The sequence below is a fragment of the Labrys sp. (in: a-proteobacteria) genome (genome assembly GCF_047605565.1).
GTDB classification, from domain to species: Bacteria; Pseudomonadota; Alphaproteobacteria; order Rhizobiales; family Labraceae; genus Labrys; species Labrys neptuniae.
The window spans coordinates 14,601-32,877 of sequence record NZ_JASGFM010000004.1; the positions used below are offsets into that span (position 1 = coordinate 14,601).

Annotated in this window: 19 protein-coding genes; 12 read left to right on the top strand and 7 right to left on the bottom strand. The window is 62.5% G+C overall.

All coding sequences use genetic code 11. The features are described 5' to 3' along the window. Nucleotides 1-67: 67 nt before the first annotated feature. The 5 genes from rplI to QM672_RS05530 all read right to left on the bottom strand — a co-directional run bounded on the left by rplI (nucleotide 68) and on the right by QM672_RS05530 (nucleotide 3,433). Entirely contained in the window at nucleotides 68-640 is a 573-nt protein-coding gene (gene rplI / locus QM672_RS05510; protein ID WP_311938441.1) for a 50S ribosomal protein L9, read from the bottom strand. Nucleotides 641-659: 19 nt separating this feature from the next. Continuing rightward, nucleotides 660-1,664 carry a hypothetical protein gene (locus tag QM672_RS05515; RefSeq protein WP_367622726.1) on the bottom strand — a complete coding sequence of 335 codons (1,005 nt, stop codon included), beginning with the start codon at nucleotides 1,662-1,664 and terminating at the stop codon, nucleotides 660-662. Between the two features lie 125 nt (nucleotides 1,665-1,789). Continuing rightward, nucleotides 1,790-2,029, bottom strand: a complete 240-nt coding sequence (gene rpsR / locus QM672_RS05520) for a 30S ribosomal protein S18 (protein WP_068295067.1) — start codon at nucleotides 2,027-2,029, stop codon at nucleotides 1,790-1,792. A gap of 2 nt (nucleotides 2,030-2,031) precedes the next feature. Next, on the bottom strand, nucleotides 2,032-2,493 hold the full coding sequence (rpsF, locus tag QM672_RS05525) for a 30S ribosomal protein S6 (protein ID WP_311938446.1): 462 nt from the start codon (nucleotides 2,491-2,493) through the stop codon (nucleotides 2,032-2,034). A gap of 226 nt (nucleotides 2,494-2,719) precedes the next feature. Continuing rightward, nucleotides 2,720-3,433: an SDR family oxidoreductase gene (locus QM672_RS05530; protein WP_311938448.1), complete on the bottom strand. Its 714-nt coding sequence runs from the start codon at nucleotides 3,431-3,433 to the stop codon at nucleotides 2,720-2,722. Between the two features lie 99 nt (nucleotides 3,434-3,532). Here QM672_RS05530 and QM672_RS05535 point away from each other — a divergent pair, with 99 nt between their 5' ends. Further along, nucleotides 3,533-4,471, top strand: a complete 939-nt coding sequence (locus QM672_RS05535) for a LysR family transcriptional regulator (RefSeq protein ID WP_367622727.1) — start codon at nucleotides 3,533-3,535, stop codon at nucleotides 4,469-4,471. Between the two features lie 5 nt (nucleotides 4,472-4,476). On the opposite strand, the gene QM672_RS05540 is transcribed toward QM672_RS05535, so the two are convergent. Further along, complete coding sequence (locus QM672_RS05540) at nucleotides 4,477-5,691, bottom strand: TerC family protein (RefSeq protein WP_311938452.1); 1,215 nt, start codon at nucleotides 5,689-5,691, stop codon at nucleotides 4,477-4,479. A 59-nt stretch (nucleotides 5,692-5,750) separates the two neighbouring features. Between QM672_RS05540 and QM672_RS05545 the strand changes: the two genes are divergently transcribed. From QM672_RS05545 to gyrA, 4 genes are all read left to right on the top strand, one after another. Next, nucleotides 5,751-6,452: a CDP-alcohol phosphatidyltransferase family protein gene (locus QM672_RS05545; protein ID WP_311938454.1), complete on the top strand. Its 702-nt coding sequence runs from the start codon at nucleotides 5,751-5,753 to the stop codon at nucleotides 6,450-6,452. 87 nt (nucleotides 6,453-6,539) lie between these two features. Next, on the top strand, nucleotides 6,540-7,514 hold the full coding sequence (locus tag QM672_RS05550) for a quinone oxidoreductase family protein (protein ID WP_311938456.1): 975 nt from the start codon (nucleotides 6,540-6,542) through the stop codon (nucleotides 7,512-7,514). A gap of 31 nt (nucleotides 7,515-7,545) precedes the next feature. After that, a complete protein-coding gene (locus tag QM672_RS05555) occupies nucleotides 7,546-8,289 on the top strand; it encodes a class I SAM-dependent methyltransferase (RefSeq protein WP_415081175.1) in 744 nt (247 codons plus the stop codon). Between the two features lie 369 nt (nucleotides 8,290-8,658). After that, complete coding sequence (gyrA, locus tag QM672_RS05560) at nucleotides 8,659-11,388, top strand: DNA gyrase subunit A (protein ID WP_415081177.1); 2,730 nt, start codon at nucleotides 8,659-8,661, stop codon at nucleotides 11,386-11,388. Nucleotides 11,389-11,531: 143 nt separating this feature from the next. Here gyrA and QM672_RS05565 read toward each other — a convergent pair whose 3' ends face one another. Then, nucleotides 11,532-11,813 (bottom strand): hypothetical protein, encoded by a 282-nt coding sequence (locus tag QM672_RS05565; protein ID WP_415081179.1) that lies wholly within the window; start codon nucleotides 11,811-11,813, stop codon nucleotides 11,532-11,534. Nucleotides 11,814-12,408: 595 nt separating this feature from the next. Here QM672_RS05565 and coaD point away from each other — a divergent pair. The 7 genes from coaD (at nucleotide 12,409) to msrQ (ending at nucleotide 18,224) form a co-directional block, all read left to right on the top strand. Continuing rightward, on the top strand, nucleotides 12,409-12,927 hold the full coding sequence (coaD, locus tag QM672_RS05570; RefSeq protein ID WP_311938464.1) for a pantetheine-phosphate adenylyltransferase: 519 nt from the start codon (nucleotides 12,409-12,411) through the stop codon (nucleotides 12,925-12,927). Between the two features lie 42 nt (nucleotides 12,928-12,969). Continuing rightward, entirely contained in the window at nucleotides 12,970-13,512 is a 543-nt protein-coding gene (locus QM672_RS05575) for a peptidylprolyl isomerase (RefSeq protein WP_376717694.1), read from the top strand. A gap of 96 nt (nucleotides 13,513-13,608) precedes the next feature. Beyond that, on the top strand, nucleotides 13,609-14,079 hold the full coding sequence (locus tag QM672_RS05580; RefSeq protein WP_068295034.1) for a peptidylprolyl isomerase: 471 nt from the start codon (nucleotides 13,609-13,611) through the stop codon (nucleotides 14,077-14,079). Between the two features lie 189 nt (nucleotides 14,080-14,268). Further along, nucleotides 14,269-15,327 carry a tRNA preQ1(34) S-adenosylmethionine ribosyltransferase-isomerase QueA gene (gene queA, locus QM672_RS05585; RefSeq protein WP_415081182.1) on the top strand — a complete coding sequence of 353 codons (1,059 nt, stop codon included), beginning with the start codon at nucleotides 14,269-14,271 and terminating at the stop codon, nucleotides 15,325-15,327. Further along, entirely contained in the window at nucleotides 15,321-16,472 is a 1,152-nt protein-coding gene (tgt, locus tag QM672_RS05590) for a tRNA guanosine(34) transglycosylase Tgt (protein ID WP_415081184.1), read from the top strand. The genes queA and tgt overlap by 7 nt, the downstream gene beginning before the upstream one ends. Nucleotides 16,473-16,653: 181 nt before the next feature. Beyond that, a complete protein-coding gene (gene msrP, locus QM672_RS05595; protein ID WP_415081186.1) occupies nucleotides 16,654-17,595 on the top strand; it encodes a protein-methionine-sulfoxide reductase catalytic subunit MsrP in 942 nt (313 codons plus the stop codon). Next, nucleotides 17,595-18,224 (top strand): protein-methionine-sulfoxide reductase heme-binding subunit MsrQ, encoded by a 630-nt coding sequence (msrQ, locus tag QM672_RS05600; RefSeq protein ID WP_311938473.1) that lies wholly within the window; start codon nucleotides 17,595-17,597, stop codon nucleotides 18,222-18,224. The genes msrP and msrQ overlap by 1 nt, the downstream gene beginning before the upstream one ends. Nucleotides 18,225-18,277 lie beyond the last annotated feature (53 nt).

Genomic DNA, 18,277 nt, shown 5'->3' on the forward strand with positions numbered 1-18,277 from the left:
CACAACCGGGCAAAATAAAAGCCGGGCGACAAGCGCCCGGCTCTTGATCGTGTCAAAGGACCGAGAATCAGACCTCGGGCTGCTCGCCGGTGCCGGGAACGCCGGGGATCTCGATGTCCTCGGGGTTCTCGAAGGTGTCCTCGTCGTCCTGCGGGGCCAGCACGTCCTCGCCACGGATCTGGCGCTCGGCTTCTTCGGGCGAGCGGGCGATGTTGGCGGTGACGGTGACTTCCACTTCCGGATGCAGGTGGACGAGCACCTTGTGCAAGCCGATGGTCTTGATCGGGGTGTTCAGCACGAACTGCGAACGAGCCACGGTGAAGCCGCCGGTGGTCGAGGTCTCGGCAAGATCGCGGGCCGTGACCGAACCATAGAGCTGGCCGGTCTCGCCGGCCTGGCGGATCAGCGTGAAGGTCTGGCCTTCCAGCTTGGCGGCGACGGCTTCGGCTTCCTTCTTGAGCTCGAGGTTGCGGGCTTCGAGCTGCACACGCTCCTTCTCGAAGCGCTCCTTGTTGGCCTTGGTGGCGCGCAGGGCCTTGTTGTTGGGCAGCAGGAAGTTACGGGCATAGCCGTCCTTCACCTTCACCGTCTCGCCCATCTGGCCAAGCTTGGAAACGCGCTCCAGCAGAATGACTTCCATGTTTGTCTCCTTTGTTCGTCTATCGGGGGGTACTGGGGGTATTGGAACGGTCGCCAAAGCGGCCGCGCAGATTGAAGAAAGTCTCGACCAGGCCGAACACGATCATCAGCGGCATCGCGATCCAGGACAGGAACACGCACAGCAGATAGGTCACGGCCAGGATCAGAGGACGCATGGCGCCGCCACGCGTAAGGACATGCACCGCCGCAAATCCCTGGATCAGGAAGGCACCGAGCAGCGCTGCCAGCAGCAACTGCCCGGCAAAGCCGACCGTGCCGGGAAGCAGCGAGACGGCACAGGCAATCGCCAACAGGCCCAGCGACCAGGTCGGCAGGCGGAGTTCCGCCGCGACGTCGGGCCAGGGGCGGGGCAGGCGGCCCGAGATCAGGGCAATGCGCGCCGACAGCCACAGGCCGCCGAGATTGGACACCGTGGTGAACAAGGCGGCGAGCGGCAGCAGGATCACGCTGAAGACCTGCAGGAACGCCTCCGGATCAACGCCGTCCTTGGCGGGAATCGGTTGATCCTTCGATCCGCCCATCATGATGCGATAGGCCTGCATGAGTTCGGTGCGCAGATTGGCCAGCGCCTGTTCAGGCGTCGAGCCGAGTGCGAGAATGCCGAAAAGGGTCCCTGCCATTCCCAGCACCGCAGCGACGACCGCCAAGGTGCCAAGCGAGAGGGGCGCACGATCGATCGCACTGTCGCCATAGCCGGCAACGGCGAGATAAGCCAGCCCCCAGGCCGGCAAGGCTCGGGAAACACCGAACTGCAGGGCGAGGCGGAGTGGGGAGGAATCGGGGGATTGGGCGGCAACGCCCGATGCGACCAGAGCCAGCACTGCCATGGCAGAGACGGCGGCGGCAAGGCCGGCGCGGTATCCCCAGCACAGCGTGGCCAGGGTAATCGGCAACGCGGACAGGACCGAGAGCAAGATGCCAAAACCCGAGCCGCTCAGGGGAGCGAGCGCCAGGATGGCTGCAGCAAGGCCGGCACCAAGGCCGATGGGAATATCGCGTTGCATCGTCGAGCTGTCCCGCTGTCGCGGTTAGAGGCCTTGCGGTGAAGACCCCAGCCATGGCCGGATTGTCCGGCTGACTGTCGTTGGAGATAGGCGACGAGGCACGAAAGCGCCTCGCCGCAAAATCATCAGCCGATCACGTAGGGCAGCAGGCCCAGGAAGCGGGCGCGCTTGATGGCCTGAGCCAGCTCGCGCTGCTTCTTGGCCGAAACCGCAGTGATACGGGAAGGAACGATCTTGCCGCGCTCGGAAATGTAGCGCTGCAGGAGCTTGACGTCCTTGTAGTCGATCTTCGGCGCATTCGGGCCCGAGAACGGGCAGGTCTTGCGGCGACGGAAGAAGGGGCGGCGTCCAGGTGCGGTAGCCATGATTACTCTTCTCCCTGCTGCTCTTCAGAAGCGCCTTCGAAGCGCTCACGGCGCGGGGGGCGATCATTGCCGCCGGAGCGGGGGCCGCCACGGCCGCCACCGAAGCCGAAGCCACGGTCGTCATCGCGACGCTCGTCGCGGTCGGACTTGCGCAGCATCGCCGACTGGCCTTCCTCGAGCTCGTCGACGGAAAGGGTGAGGAAGCGCAGGATGTCTTCGGAGATCGACATCTGGCGCTCGACTTCAGCCACGGCCGCATGCGGCGCGGTGATGTTCAGCAGCGTGAAGTGAGCCTTGCGGTTCTTCTTGATGCGATACTGCAGGGACTTTACGCCCCAATATTCGGTCTTGCCGACGGTGCCGCCATGCGCTTCGATGACGCCCTTGAACTGGGCGGTCAGCGCTTCGACCTGCTGGGAGGTCACGTCTTGGCGAGCCAGGAAGACATGCTCGTAATTCGGCATGAGATGGCCTGTCCTTTGGTTACAACGCGTCGTGGTTGTCACGTTCGCCTGGCGCGAAGCCCCTCGTGACCCGGCAGGCCGTCGAGGAATGTCTTAAGAGGGCGAAGACACGGGATGCCGGAACCCTGGGGTTCCACTGCGCAAGCGCAGCCATCCGTTCAGCCTCCGGCCAAAGCGAAGCCGGGTCCATACAGAGTTTGCCGCATCAGCGCAAGGACTAAGTTGTCTATACTAGATGCAGGCCGCCGTCGCATGCGATCACGGTGCCGGTGACATAGCCGTTCTCGACCAGGAATTGAACGGCATGGGCGACCTCGTCGGCGTGTCCGACCCGGCCGACCGGCAGGATCTCCCGCTGTTCGCGGAAGAGATCGTCCCTGAAGCTCGCGGGAAACCGATCCCACCAGGGGGTATCGACCACGCCGGGGGAGACGGCGTTGACACGACTCGGCTTCAACTCACGCGCGAGGCTGCCGATCATGGCTTCTATGGCCCCATTGATGGCGCCGAGGCCGGCGGTCCCCGGTCGGGCGATGCGGGCAGAGATCGCCGTGATGAAGGTGATGCTGCCTCCCGCCCGTAGATGGGCAGCTCCTGCCTGCGCCGCCTGGATCTGCGGCCAGAACTTCTCCTCGAAACCGGCTCTCAGGCTTTGAAGGTCGAGCTCGGCCAGGAGACCGGCCCCCTGGCCACCACTCAGAGCCAGGATCAGGTGGTCGATGGGTCCCATCCGATCGAAAAACTGCTCAAGTGCGCTGCGCTCTCGAGCATCGAAGGCCGCAATCTCGATGGCATGACCGGCCGTGGCCGCCCGCAACTTGGCAAGGTCGCGCCCGGTGGCGACAACCTCGGCCCCGGCAAGGCTCAGGCGAAGTGCGGTGGCGAGCCCGATGCCCGACGAACCACCGATGACGATGACCTTTTGCCTGCTGCGTTCCATGGCTTGCTCTCCAGTGCTGCGAGGCCCGGTTCGCCTTGCCTCGTTTCGTGCACAAGCCTAGGAATTGCTCGATTATCATTCAAATCGTTTGGATTTATGATGTCTATCATCGACAGTGATTTGAGGAGGCTGGATCTCAATCTTCTCCTGGCCTTCCATGCTCTTATGGCGGAGCGCAACGTCACCCGCGCCGCCGAACGGCTGTTCATCGGCCAGCCGGCGCTCAGCGGCGCACTCAAAAGATTGCGGTCGGCCTTCGGCGATGAATTGTTCGTTCGCACGCGACAGGGCATGGCGCCCACGCCGCGCGCCGTCGAACTCGCCGGCGCGATCGATCCCTTGCTGCTCTCCCTCCAGCAGGCTCTTCGCCGCAAACCCAGTTTCGATCCGGGCACGGCCGAACGGGTCTTTCACATCGGGCTCAGCGACGCCCTCGAAGTGGCCTTGATGCCCAAGCTGGTCCAGCAATTCGCGCGCACGGCGCCCGGCATCAGACTGATATCCTCCTTCACGGATCGAACGCGCGCTTCGTCCATGCTGGACGCGGGCGAAATCGATCTCGCGATCGGCGTCTTCGACGAGGCGTCCACCTGGCATCGAGGCCAGGCCTTGTTCGACTGGACCTTCGTCTGCGTCTTCGATCCCCGCCACATCGCCTTGCCCGGCGGTTGTCTCACATTGGAGGACTATCTGGCCTATCCGCACCTGCTGACTTCCTTCAGCGGCGAATTGCATGGCTTCATCGACGAAAAGCTCGAAGGGCTGGGGCATAGACGCAACGTGCTGTTCGCCAGCCGGAACTTTGCGACCAATCCTCTGATCGTCCGGCAGATGGCCGCTTTCGCCACTGTGCCGTCCTTTGTCGCCGATGCCTGGGCAGAAACCTTGCAGCTTTCAACCGCCAGCCTGCCCTTCGAAAGCCTGACCACGCAAGTCAGCCTGCTATGGACGGCCATCAGCGATGCCGACGCCGGCCTTGCCTGGCTGATTGCGCAATTCGAGCACCTCTACGGACGCGGCACCGCCCGATCCTATTGATGCGATCAGGTTTTCGCGGATGTCAGGATCGAGGCGAGGATGGCGATCGCCAGCGTTGCGAAAGTGATCGCCATGGTCAGCACATTGTCGAACTCGCCGATGAGGCGTTCGTAAAAAATCACGACGCCGATAAAAACCAGCAGCGCCGCCAACGCGACCTTCAGATACCGAAATTTGGCGATGAGCGCGTCGATGACGAAATACAGGGCCCGCAGACCAAGAACGGCGAAGATGTTCGAGGTGTAGACGATGAAGGGATCCTGCGTCTGGGACAGTACCGCCGGCACGCTGTCTACGGCGAAGACTATGTCAGCCACGTTGATCACCGAAAAGGCGGCGAACAGGGGCGTCGCGTACAGGACGGGCTTGCCGTCGCCGCCCGGCAGACGAACAAAGAAGTGCTCGCCCTCGATCCTCGTCGTCATGCGCAAATGGCGCATGAACCAGGCAACCGCCCTGTTCTGGTCGAGGTCCAGCCGATCGTCGACGCCGCGCAGCATGCGCAGTCCGGTCACGATCAGGAAGAAGCCGAACAGATAGAGCACCCAGGCAAACCGCGCCACGATCGCCGCGCCCAGGCCGACGAAGACACCCCGCAGGACGATGGCGACGACGATCCCCCAGAACAGCACGCGATGCTGATATTGGCGAGGCACGCCAAAAAAGGCGAAGATCACCGACATCACGAAGACATTGTCGATCGAAAGCGACTGCTCGAGCGCATAGGCGGTGAAGAACAGTGATCCTTTTTCCGGCCCGAAATAGAGCCATGCGCCGCAACCGAACATGGCGGCCAGCACGGCATAGGCCGCCGTCAAGACAATCGACTGGCCGAGCGACAGCACTGGAATGCGGCGATTGAGATAGCCCAGATCGAAGATGAGAATGGCGGTGATGGACGATGCGAAGATCGCCCAGAACCACGGCGGCGCTCCGAGCATGTCGTCGGATGCCAGAGATAGTCCGGACCATTCCATGGATCGCGCGCTCGTTTTTCGGCTTCCGGCTCGGCGATGTGGGTGGTTCGTGCAGTGATGGTGCCGGGGAGGGGATGTGTCAACCGCCCCGCGCATCCTTCGAGATTGCGCGGCGGACAGCCGTAGCAACGCGGACGTTCTTGTGGGCACCCGGGCCTGGAGGCGAAAATATTCTAGCGCCGGGGTTATGTGGCGATATGATGACGCTCCTTCAGTAGAGAATCCGAGCAGCGTTGGCTTCATCACCTCCTATACCTTCCGGCAATCCGATAACCCCGCAGCAGAAGCGGCTGGCTTTCGGTGTGCATTTGTTTACGGCCAGCGGTGTGCTGTGGGGTTTTCTTGCCCTGATAGCGGCTGTCCAGCACGATTGGCGCACGATGTTCGCCTGGCTGGCGCTTGCCTTGTTCGTTGATGGCATCGACGGCACGATCGCCCGCAAGATCAATATCACCGAAGCCTCGCCCCGCTGGTCGGGCGTCGCCCTCGATCTGATCATCGACTATCTGACCTATGTCATCGTTCCCGCCTATGCCCTCTACAGTTCGGGCATGCTCGGCGGTTCGAGCAATGCGCTCAACCTCATCGCCATGGCGGTGATCCTTCTCACCAGCGCGATGTATTTCGCCGACAACGAGATGAAGACGGAAGACGCCTGGTTCAAAGGCTTCCCGGCGGTGTGGAACCTGATCGTGTTCTATTTCTTCCTGCTCAGCCCGGCCGAACCGACGATCCTCTCCATGACGGCCATCTTCCTGGTGGTTCTGGCACTCGGCCTGATGACCTTCGCATCCTTCGTTTTCGTGCACCCGCTGCGGGTGGCCAAACTGCGCATGCCCACCCTGATCCTGCTGGTGGTATGGTCGGTTCTGGCGATCAAGGCGATCTGGGAGAATGTCGATCCGGCCCCCTGGGTCACCTGGGCGCTTTGTATCATCGGCGTCTATTTCCTGATTCTCGGATATTTCCGCACGGCACCACCCCAAGGCCGCATTGCCGAGTGAGCCCTGGGCGCTCTAATATCGAGCGTTTTCCATCTGAGCCGAATTCTGCATTCCGACACGACTTGATTTCAACGACAGGTATTTGCCATGCCCGCAGCCATTCGCGTTCACCAGACCGGCGGCCCCGAGGTTTTGACTTATGAGGAAGTCGCGACGCCGCTGCCGGCACCCGGCGAGGTCCTGATCCGTCAGCATGCCTGCGGCGTGAACTATATCGATACCTATTACCGCTCCGGCCTCTACAAGGCGCCATCCCTGCCTTTCACACTCGGCGCGGAGGGGGCGGGAGAAGTGGTCGCTGTCGGCGAGGGCGTGACCGAGTTCAAGCCCGGTGACCGTGTGGCCTATGCCGGTGCGATCGGCAGCTATGCCGCGGAGCGCACCTATCCCGCCAACCGGCTCGTGCCGCTGCCGGACGCGATTTCCTACGAGCAGGCCGCCGGCATGATGCTCAAGGGCATGACGGCACAATATCTGATCCGGCGCACTTTCAAGGTCGCGACCGGCCAGACAGTCCTGGTGCATGCGGCTGCGGGCGGTGTCGGGCTGATCCTTTGCCAATGGGCCAAGGCGCTGGGGGCAACGGTAATCGGCACGGTGGGTTCGGAGGAAAAGGCGGCCCTGGCGCGCGCCAACGGCGCCGACCATACCATTCTCTATCGCAGCGAGGACTGGGTGAGGCGCGTCGCCGAGATCACCGATGGCCGCAAATGCGAGGTGGTCTATGACGGCGTCGGCAAGGATACCTTCCCCGGTTCGCTCGACTGCCTGAGGCCGCTCGGCATGTGGGTCTCCTTCGGCAATGCCTCTGGCCCCGTCGAGCCTGTTCCGATGCTGCTCCTGTCCCAGAAGGGCTCGCTCTTCGCCACCCGCCCGACGCTGGGGACCTATGTCGCCGAGCGCGCCGACCTTCTGGCGACGGCCAGCGACCTGTTCGAGACGGTCGCCTCCGGCAAGGTCAAGATCCCCGTCAACCAGCGCTATCCGCTCAAGGATGCCCGCAAGGCGCATGAGGACCTTGAAGGGCGGGGTACGACGGGATCCTCGATCCTGCTGCCCTAAGCGCGTCACGAGACTTCCGTTACGGTGGCGCATGGCCGAAGACATCTACGACCCTCAATTCGTGAAAGGCGTCTTCGATCGCTGTTCCGATAGATATATCGCGTTCAGCACCTGGTGCTCGCTCGGCTTCACCGAGCGCTGGCGCCGGCAATGCGTCGAGGCGCTGCCGGCACCAGAGGCCCCGGCTGCCACGGGTTATGATCTCATGGCTGGCACCGGCGAGGTCTGGCCCCATCTCTTGAAACGCTATCCGGCGATTGCCGGCATCGTCGCCGTCGACATTTCAACGGGCATGCATCAGCGCGCCATGACCCGCCTTCATGCACATCGAGCCCACAAGATCGCCTTCATCGAGGACGACGTGCTCTCCAGCACTCTGCCCGACGGCGGCGCGGATTTCGTGATTTCGACCTTCGGCCTGAAGACGTTCAACCCGACCCAGCATCGCAAGCTCGCGGCCCTTATCGCCCGCTGCCTCAAGCCGGGCGGCAGTTTCTCGCTGATCGAAGCTTCCGATCCCAAGGGATGGTGGCTCCGACCGCTCTATCTGTTCCATCTCAAGATAGTGCTGCCCATGATCGAGCGCTTCCTGCTGAAGGGAGCACAGGACTTCGCCATGATCGGCACCTACAGCACCAATTTCGGCGACGCTTCCGCCTTCGCCCGAATGCTGGAGGCGGAAGGCCTGCAGGTGAGCTACCGGAAGTTCTTTTACGGATGCGCAACCGGCGTATGTGGGCGCAAGCCAACCGGGCGGATGCTTCCACCTTCATAGCCGCTCGCCTCATGCATGCCATGTTTTTCAGCTCCAGAGCATTCGGTAAGAGTCACGAATAACCCTTTGAAAGACAAATCGAAGAATGCTGTTGGCACAGGGAGCGCCAGGGTGGCACCGGGGGGCGGAATGGGCTAAAGCGTTTGGCGATTTAATGGAATCACTGAGAGTCGCCAAAGCGTTTTGCGATTTGAACGGACGACTTCAAATCGCAAAGATGCGTCGAAACAAGGAGCTAGAGCAAATTGGCGTTCACGCTCGAACGCGCTTTGCTTCAGGACGCGTCGAGAACGAAGAGCGTGAGCAAGGAGCGTTTCCCAAACGCGTCTTGCCCATGAGGACGCCGCAGAATCGGTTTGAGGCCGTGCATTGACTGACGAAAACGACAAGAGGCCGGATGACGGGGAGCCGTCCGACATCCGCTCGACTTCCATCACCGACGAGATGAGGCGCAGCTATCTCGATTACGCCATGAGCGTGATCGTGAGCCGCGCCCTGCCGGACGTGCGTGACGGCCTGAAGCCGGTCCATCGGCGCATCGTGCATTCCATGTACGAGAACAACCACACGCCCGACCGCAAATACGTCAAATCGGCCAATATCGTCGGCGCCGTGATGGGTCAGTACCATCCCCATGGCGACCAGTCGATCTACGACGCCCTGGTCCGCATGGCTCAGCCTTTTTCGATGCGGCTGATGCTGGTGGACGGGCAGGGCAATTTCGGCTCGGTCGACGGCGACCCGCCGGCGGCCATGCGCTACACCGAGTCGCGCATGTCGAAAGCCGCTGTGGCGATGATCGATGACATCGACAAGGATACGGTCGACTTCCAGGAAAACTATGACGGCACCAAGTCGGAGCCGACGGTTCTGCCGGCGCGCTTTCCCAATCTGCTGGTCAACGGTGCCGGTGGCATCGCCGTCGGCATGGCCACCAACATTCCGCCCCACAATCTCGGCGAGGTGATCGACGGCTGTCTGGCCTATATCGACAATCCGGCCATCACCATCGACGATCTGATGGAACTGATCCCGGGGCCGGATTTCCCCACCGCGGCCAATATCGTCGGCCGTTCCGGCATTCGCTCGGCCTATAATACCGGGCGCGGCTCGATCATCATGCGCGCCACCGCCACGATCGAGGAAATCCGCAAGGATCGTGACGCCATCATCGTCACCGCCATTCCCTACCAGGTCAACAAGGCGACGCTGCAGGAACGCATTGCCGAGTTGGTGCGCGAGAAGCGGATCGAAGGCATCGCCGAAGTGCGCGACGAGTCTGACCGCCAGGGCATGCGCCTCGTCATCGAGCTCAAGCGCGATGCGGTCGGCGAAGTGGTGCTGAACCAGCTCTATCGCTTCACCTCGCTGCAGACGAGCTTCGGGGCCAATATGGTGGCGCTGAATGGCGGCCGGCCCGAACTGCTCAATCTCAAGGACATGATCTCGGCCTTCGTCGATTTCCGCGAAGAGGTGATCAGCCGCCGCACCAAATATCTGCTGAACAAGGCGCGGAACAGCGCCCATATCCTGTGCGGCCTCGCCACCGCCGTCGCCAATATCGACGAAGTCATCCGTATCATCCGCACAAGCCCCGACCCGACCACAGCCCGTGAGGCCTTGATGGGCCGCGACTGGCCGACGGGCGACATCGCGCCGCTGATTCTTTTGGTCGACGATCCCAAGCATCCGATGAACGAGGACGGAACCTACCGTCTTTCGGATGCCCAGGCTCGCGCCATCCTGGAACTGCGCCTAGCCCGCCTGACCGCTCTCGGCCGCGACGAAATCGGCGACGATCTGCAGAAACTGGCCGACCAGATTCGCGACTACCTCGAGATCCTGCGCTCGCGCGCGCGCATCATGTCGATCGCTCGCACCGAACTGGAAGAGATGAAGGCGCTGCACGCCACGCCTCGTCTCACCGAAATCCTCGATTCGGACGCCGATTTCGAGGACGAAGACCTGATCCAGAAAGAGGACATGGTGGTCACCGTGTCCCATGCCGGCTATGTCAAGCGCGTGCCTCTCTCTACCTACCGGGCGCAGCATCGCGGCGGCAAAGGTCGCTCCGGCATGCAGACCAAGGAAGAGGATTTCGTCACCTATCTGTTCGTGGCGAACACCCACACGCCGGTGCTGTTCTTCTCCTCCAAGGGCCGCGTCTACAAGGAAAAGGTCTGGCGCCTGCCCCTGGCGGCGCCCCAGGCACGCGGCAAGGCCTTCATCAATCTGCTGCCGATCGAAGCGGACGAGCGGATCACTTCGATCATGCCGCTGCCCGAGGACGAGAACCAGTGGGCGACGCTGCACATCATGTTCGCCACCTCGTCCGGCACGGTGCGGCGCAACGACCTTTCGGATTTCGTCCAGGTCAACCGCGCCGGCAAAATCGCGATGAAGCTGGAGGAAGGCGAGCAGATCCGGGACGTCTCGATCTGCACCGCGGCGGACGACGTGCTGCTCACCACCGCCCTTGGCCAATGCATCCGCTTCCCCGTGCCCGATGTACGCGTGTTCAAGGGGCGTGACTCCATGGGCGTACGCGGCATCAGGCTGGAGGGCGAAGACACCGTCATCGCCATGGACATCATCGCCCATCGCGAGATTTCCCCCGAGGAGCGGTCCGCCTATTTCAAGATGCGTCGCGCCGTGGCCGGCGAAACCGAAAACGGTGACAATGGCGTCGAGGAAGTCGAGGAAACGAGCGAAGCCGCGGTGGAGATCACCACCGAGCGTTACGCTCAACTCTCGGCCGAAGAGCAGTTCATCCTTACCATTTCCGAAAATGGCTATGGCAAGCGCTCTTCGTCCTACGAATATCGCATCACCGGCCGTGGCGGCAAAGGCATCGTCGCCATGGCCGTCAACCAGCGTAATGGCAAGCTGGTCTCCTCCTATGCCGTCGAGCACAGCGACCAGATCATGCTGGTGACCGATGGCGGCCAGCTCATCCGCTGTCCGGTCGAAGGCATCCGTATCGTTGGACGCGGCTCGCAGGGTGTCATCGTCTTCAACACCGCCGAGGGTGAGAAAGTCGTCTCCGTCGAGCGCGTCAGCGATGAGGGTGACGAGGACGAAGAAGGCGGCGAGGAATAGCCCCAACAAAAAAAGCGGCACCCACTAAGGGTGCCGTTTGCAGGTTCCGGAAGGGCTTTTCGATCAGCCGAACCGGCGGTCTTGGAGGGCGGAAACCATCGCATCGCCGCAGGTTGCGGACGATGCGAGGCAAAACGGGGGGATCATTGCGCCAGCTTGATCTTGACCAGCGTGGTCTTGCCGGTGTCCTGGTAGACTTGGACCAGCGTCACCGGCGGCATCGCCTGCTTGGCAGCGACGTCGCCTGCACAGGCGGCAATGAGTGAATTCTTGCTGCAATCGGCAGCGAGGGATGCAACGTTCAGCCTGTCACCGCGGCTTGCGGCAACCTGCTGAGGCTGCATGCGGGCCACGTCGAGGAGAGAGGCGGCGGCGAGGGCGAAGAGGCTTGCACCGATTGCCAGGGCGGGGCGAAGGGTTGTCATAGCCATGCATCCTATCAGTTCAGGTGTGTCTCAACCTTGTTTGATCACTTATGACCCATTAACCATGATGCGACCGTGACTCGCCGTGCGCTTTCGCACACGCCGTCCTCGCGGAGGCAGCGTTTGCGCGACAGGGACGGTGGAGACGAGAACAGCGAGGGCCATGTGCATCAACCGATTTGGGGGCAGGATTTGCCCGTAGGACCGCAAATTCCGAGGCATTTCGCTTGAACTGTATCGTGCCCCGGATAATGCGATGGCCGGCCAGAAAGTTCCCTGAGCGGTCGATCATCGGAACGATTTTCGTTGCCTTCGGCAGACGGGCCTCGCCTCGATGGTCGGCGCAGAGTGTACCAAAATGAAACATTCCTGATGCCTGGACCTTCGGCTTAAGCCTTAGGGCGTGCCATCGGTTATGGTCTGGAGTTTGACGAGGTCAAAATGGTGGGACGGAAGGGGCAAGCGCTGCCAGGATTTCGCGTCAGGGCAAGCGAAGCGACCAAGCCGCAAGGCTTGCGTCATCGGATGCCTTCCTCTCGGCAAACATCGCTCCCATCAAAACGAAACCACAACCCGCCCCAACGATGAGAGTGCCATGACCTCAGCCCATGCGACGCCCAGGACGGCCTTCTATGCGGGCTCCTTCGATCCCCTGACCAACGGCCATGTCGACGTCATCCGGCATGCTGCGGCCGTGGCTGATCGACTGGTGGTTGCCATTGGCGTGCATCCCGGCAAGGCTCCTTTGTTCACGGCCGAAGAGCGCATGGACATGATCCGCGAGGATTGCGGCCCGTTGCTTGGCCCTGACCGATTGGAAGTCGTCACCTTTGCGGATCTCGCCGTCGATGCGGCCCGGCGCGTGGGAGCGACCTTGCTGATCCGCGGTCTCAGGGACGGCACCGATCTCGACTATGAAATGCAGATGGCCGGCATGAATGCCGCCTTGGCACCCGGTGTCCAGACCGTTTTCCTGCCATCCTCGCCGATCGTGCGCCCTATCACCGCCACGCTTGTGCGCCAGATCGCGGCCATGGGCGGCGATGTCTCCGGATTCGTACCGGCAGGCGTGCTGCGCCGCCTGAAGGCGCGGTTCGCCAAATCGACGCCCTAGGGCAAACCCTGCAATCCATTCCGTCTTCGAGGGAGACAATCCTTGCTTCGTATTCTTTCTGCTTTGGCCGTCGTGATCGGCCTCTTCGCCGTGGCTCCCGCCCAGGCTGCCCAGGCCGATGCCAACACCGTCTATCTCGACACCCAGTACGGCCGCGCCACCATCAAGCTGCGTCCCGACCTCGCGCCCAAGCATGTCGAGCAGATCAAGACGCTGGTGAAGCGCGGTTTCTACAACGGCATCGTCTTCCACCGCGTGATCGAGGGCTTCATGGCCCAGACCGGCGATCCCACCGGCACTGGCACCGGCGGTTCGGACCTGCCCGACCTCAAGGCCGAGTTCACCAACAAGGCCAAGTTCGTGCGCGGTGTCGTCGGCATGGCCCGTTCCTCCGATCCGAATTCGGCCAATTCCCAGTTCTTCATCATGTATGCCCCGCAGGCCAGCCTCGATGGCCAGTACACCATCGTCGGCGAGGTGGTGTCGGGCATGGACGCCATCGACAAGATCAAGAAGGGCGATGCCAGCGACAACGGCATGGTCAGCAATCCCGACAAGATCATCAAGATGCAGTTGGCCAAGTAAGGTTTGCACCGGCTGCATTCGCCAATTGCAAGACGGGCGGCCAGGCACTATCTAGCCGTCATTCCACTTCGCTTTCCGACAGAAAGGAGCGTGCCGATGGCCGCTGATCCCGAAAACACGATCGTCATGGAAACCACGCAAGGCCGTGTCGTCATCGAATTGCGTCCGGACCTCGCCCCCCAGCATGTCGAGCGCATCAAGCTGCTCGCCCGCGAGAAATTCTATGACGGCATCGTCTTCCATCGCGTGATCGATGGCTTCATGGCGCAGGCCGGCTGCCCCGACGGTCGCGGCACCGGCGGCTCCAAGCACCCGAACCTGCCGGCCGAGTTCAACGACGAGTCGCATGTGCGCGGCATCTGCTCGATGGCCCGTTCCTCGATGCCGAACTCCGCCAACTCGCAGTTCTTCATCGTGTTCGACAACGCCAAGTTCCTCGATCGCCAGTACACGGTCTGGGGCAAGGTCGTGGAAGGCATGGAGAACGTCGACAAGATCAAGCGCGGCGAGCCGGTGGTGAACCCCGACAAGATCGTCTCCATGCGCGTCCAGGCCGACATCGCCTGAGCACGCCCTGAGACAAGCAATCGGGCATCACCGGAGAGATCCGGTGGTGCCCATCCTATTTTTGGCGTCATTGCGAGTGCAGCCAAGCAATCCAATTCTCATGAAGCGTAGACTTGGATTGCTTGGCCCCACGCGCAATGACGTTCCAATGACAAAGCAAGACCAGATTTGGCTGCGCGGACGTTGAGCATGCGCGTTTCCGATTTCGATTTTCATCTGCCTGCCGAAAACATCGCGCTTCGCCCCGCCGAGCCGCGCGACCACGCACGCCTGCTCGAAGTCGGCCCGGTTCACGGCAGCCTGGCCGATCGCATCGTATCCGACCTGCCCAAGCTGCTGCGGGCAGGCGACATGCTGGTTTTCAACGACACCAAGGTCATCCCCGCCAGGCTCGACGGCCTGCGCCGCCGCCCGGGCGGGGCAGGGGCCGCCATCGAGGCGATGCTGCACCAGCGTCTCGGACCGGCCCAGTGGAAAGCTTTCGCTCGCCCCGGCAAGCGTCTGGCGGTGGGGGACATCATCGAATTCAGCGAGAATTTGAGCGCCGCTGTCGAGGAGAAGGGCGAAGGCGGCGAGGTCACGCTGCGCTTTTCGCTGGAAAGCGCAGCGTTGGACGTGGCGATCGCGACGGTCGGCCATATTCCGCTGCCGCCCTATATCGCCTCCAAACGCGCCGACGATGCCAGGGACCGCGAGGACTACCAGACCATCTATGCCAAGGCCGATGGCGCGGTTGCCGCCCCCACGGCCGGCCTGCATTTCACGCCGGACCTCTTCGCCAGGCTGGACGCGGCCGGAATTGCCCGCCATTTCGTCACGCTGCATGTCGGCGCCGGCACGTTCCTGCCCGTGAAAGGTGAGGATCTATCCGAACACAAGATGCATGCCGAATTCGGGGTCGTGACCGCGGAGGCGGCGCAGGCGCTCAATGCCGGCAAGGCCAGGGGAGGGCGCATCATTGCCGTCGGCACCACCTCGCTACGCCTGCTCGAAAGCGCCGCCGCTGAGGACGGCACCCTCGAGCCCTTCGCCGACGAGACCTCGATCTTCATCACCCCGGGCTACCGCTTCCGTACCGCCGATGCCCTGATGACCAATTTCCACCTTCCCCGATCGACCTTGATGATGCTGGTCTCGGCCTTCGCCGGCTACGACACCATGAAGACCGCCTATGCCCATGCCATCGCCGCGGGCTACCGCTTCTATTCCTATGGCGATGCCAGTCTGCTATGGCGGGCACCATGCTGAAAACTTCGACATCGACCGTCGGTGAGGTCTCCTTCGCCATCCATGCCACCGAGGGTACGGCTCGCACCGGTGCCCTGCATCTGGGGCGCGGCAGCGTGCGCACACCAGCCTTCATGCCGGTCGGCACCGCCGGCACGGTCAAGGCGATGTATATCGACCAGGTCAAGGACCTCGGTGCCGACATCATCCTGGGCAATACCTACCACCTCATGCTCCGCCCGGGAGCCGAGCGGGTGGCCGCACTCGGCGGGCTGCATGAATTTTCACGCTGGCAGGGCCCGATCCTCACCGATTCCGGCGGCTTCCAGGTGATGTCGCTGGCGGGACTGCGCAAGCTCGACAAGAACGGCGTCACCTTCCGCAGCCATATCGACGGCTCCTCCCATCGCCTCACGCCCGAGCGCTCGGTCGAAATCCAGACCCTGCTCGACTCCGACATCATCATGCAGCTCGACGAATGCGTGCGCCTGCCCTCGACCCGCAAGGATATCGAGCGCGCCATGCGGCTGTCGCTCGATTGGGCCGAGCGCTCGAAGCGCGCCTTCGGAACCCAGCCCGGCAAGGCGATCTTCGGCATCGTGCAGGGCGGCGACATTCCCGATCTGCGCATTGCCTCTGCGCAGGCACTGGCCGGCATGGACTTTCCCGGCTACGCCGTGGGAGGCCTCGCCGTCGGCGAACCGCAGGCCGTGATGCTGGAGATGATCGAAACGGTCGAGCCGCATCTGCCGCGCGAGAAACCACGCTATCTGATGGGCGTCGGCACACCGGACGACCTGATCGAAAGCGTATCGCGCGGCATCGACATGTTCGATTGCGTGATGCCGACCCGTGCCGGGCGCCATGGCCTGGCCTATTCTCGTTTCGGCAAGGTCAATCTCAAGAATGCCCGCCATGCCGAGGATCCGCGCCCGCTGGACGAGGCCTCGTCTTGTCCCGCCGCCCGCGACTATAGCCGCGCCTATCTGCACCATCTCACCAAGGCCAATGAGATTCTCGGCATGATGCTGCTGACCTGGATCAACCTGGCCTACTATCAGGAGCTGATGGCCGGCATGCGCGCCGCCATCGCCGCAGGGCGCTTTGCCGATTTCAAGGCCGAGACCAAGGAAAACTGGGCCCGGGGCGATATGGCCAGGCTGTAATCTATCGGTGTGCCGGTCTCGCCGCAGGTGCAGCCCAAAAGCATGCAGCTGCCTGAGGTAACGCGCCGATCACGATCGCGCACATCGATTTTACCACCGGTCTTACGTGATCGTGAGAAACATCGGTCCCGGCACAGGCGTATAAGAGGAGTAAGTCCACGCCCATCGACCAGGGAAGATCATGCTGATCCGCCACGCACCCGACCTCACAGAGGCCCATGTCACGCCGAAGCAGGCCTATGTCGACCGCAGGCATTTTCTTGCCGGCCTCGGAGCCGTTGCCGGCGCAGCGCTGCTGCCTGTCTCCGCCGATGCAGCCAAGCTGTCGGGAGCCAAGAGCGCCTATTCCACCGATGAGAAGCAGACCAGCTTCGAAGACGTCACCAGCTACAACAATTTCTACGAATTCGGCACCGACAAGTCCGATCCGGCCGCCTATGCCGGCAAGCTGACCACCACGCCCTGGAGCATCAAGGTCGATGGGCTCGTCAACAAGCCGGCAACCTATGCGCTGGAGGAGTTCATCAAGCCCTATCGCCTCGAGGAGCGCATCTACCGCCATCGCTGCGTCGAGGCCTGGTCGATGGTGGTTCCCTGGCTCGGTTTCGCGCTCGCCGACGTGATCAAGAAGGCCGAGCCCCAGGGAAGCGCCAAATATGTCGCCTTCGAGACGCTGGTGCGGCCCTCGGAGATGCCGGGCCAGTCGGCCTTCTTCCCGGCCCTGAAATGGCCCTATGTCGAGGGTTTGCGCCTCGACGAGGCGCTCAACCCGCTCACCATGCTGGCTGTCGGGCTCTATGGCGAAACGCTGCCAAACCAGAACGGCGCGCCGCTGCGCCTGGTCGTGCCCTGGAAATATGGCTTCAAGGGCATCAAGTCGATCGTGCGCATCAGCCTGGTCGAGAAGCAGCCGTCCACCTCGTGGAACCTGGAGAACTCGAGCGAGTACGGCTTCTATTCCAACGTCAACCCTGAGGTCGATCACCCGCGCTGGAGCCAGGCGAGCGAGCGTCGGATCGGTGCAGGCCTGCTGGCCGGCCGGCAGCCGACTTTGATGTTCAACGGCTATGGCGAACAGGTAGCAGCAATGTATGCCGGCATGGATCTGAAGGCCAACTACTGATGCAACCCTCGCGCGCCAGCCTGCAAGCCGTGCTCAAATGGCTCATCTACGTCGTCGGCATGCTGCCGGCCGTGTGGTTGTTCTATCTTGCCTTCAGCGGGCGTATCGGCGCCGATCCCGTCGCCCAGCTCGAATGGGGGCTGGGGCTGTGGGCCCTGCGCTTCCTGATCGCCTGCCTCTGCATCACGCCTTTGCGCCAGCTCCTGCGCGTCAACCTCCTGCGCTATCGGCGCGCGCTTGGCCTGGTGGCCTTCTACTACGTGCTGCTGCATCTGAGCGTGTGGCTCTGGCTCGACCGCGGCCTCGATCTCCACGCGGCTGTCCAGGATATCCTGCGCCGTCCTTACATCACCATCGGCATGGCCGCCTTCGCCCTGCTCGTGCCCCTGGCATTGACGTCGACGAACTGGTCGATCCGCAAGCTCGGCGGCAAGGCCTGGTCGAAATTGCACAAGCTCGTCTATCCCGCCATCGCGCTCGGAGCGCTGCATTTCATCATGATCAAGAAGGTCTGGCTGATCGAGCCGCTGGTCTATGCGGCGATCGTGCTCGTATTGCTGGCCTGGCGCCTGTTGTGGCCGATGATCGGCAAGCGTCGGGCAAGCGCAAGGCGGGTTGCATCAACGTAATGCAAGCAACGCGCTGTCACCCCTCATCCCCCTGCCGGGACCTTCTCCCGCAA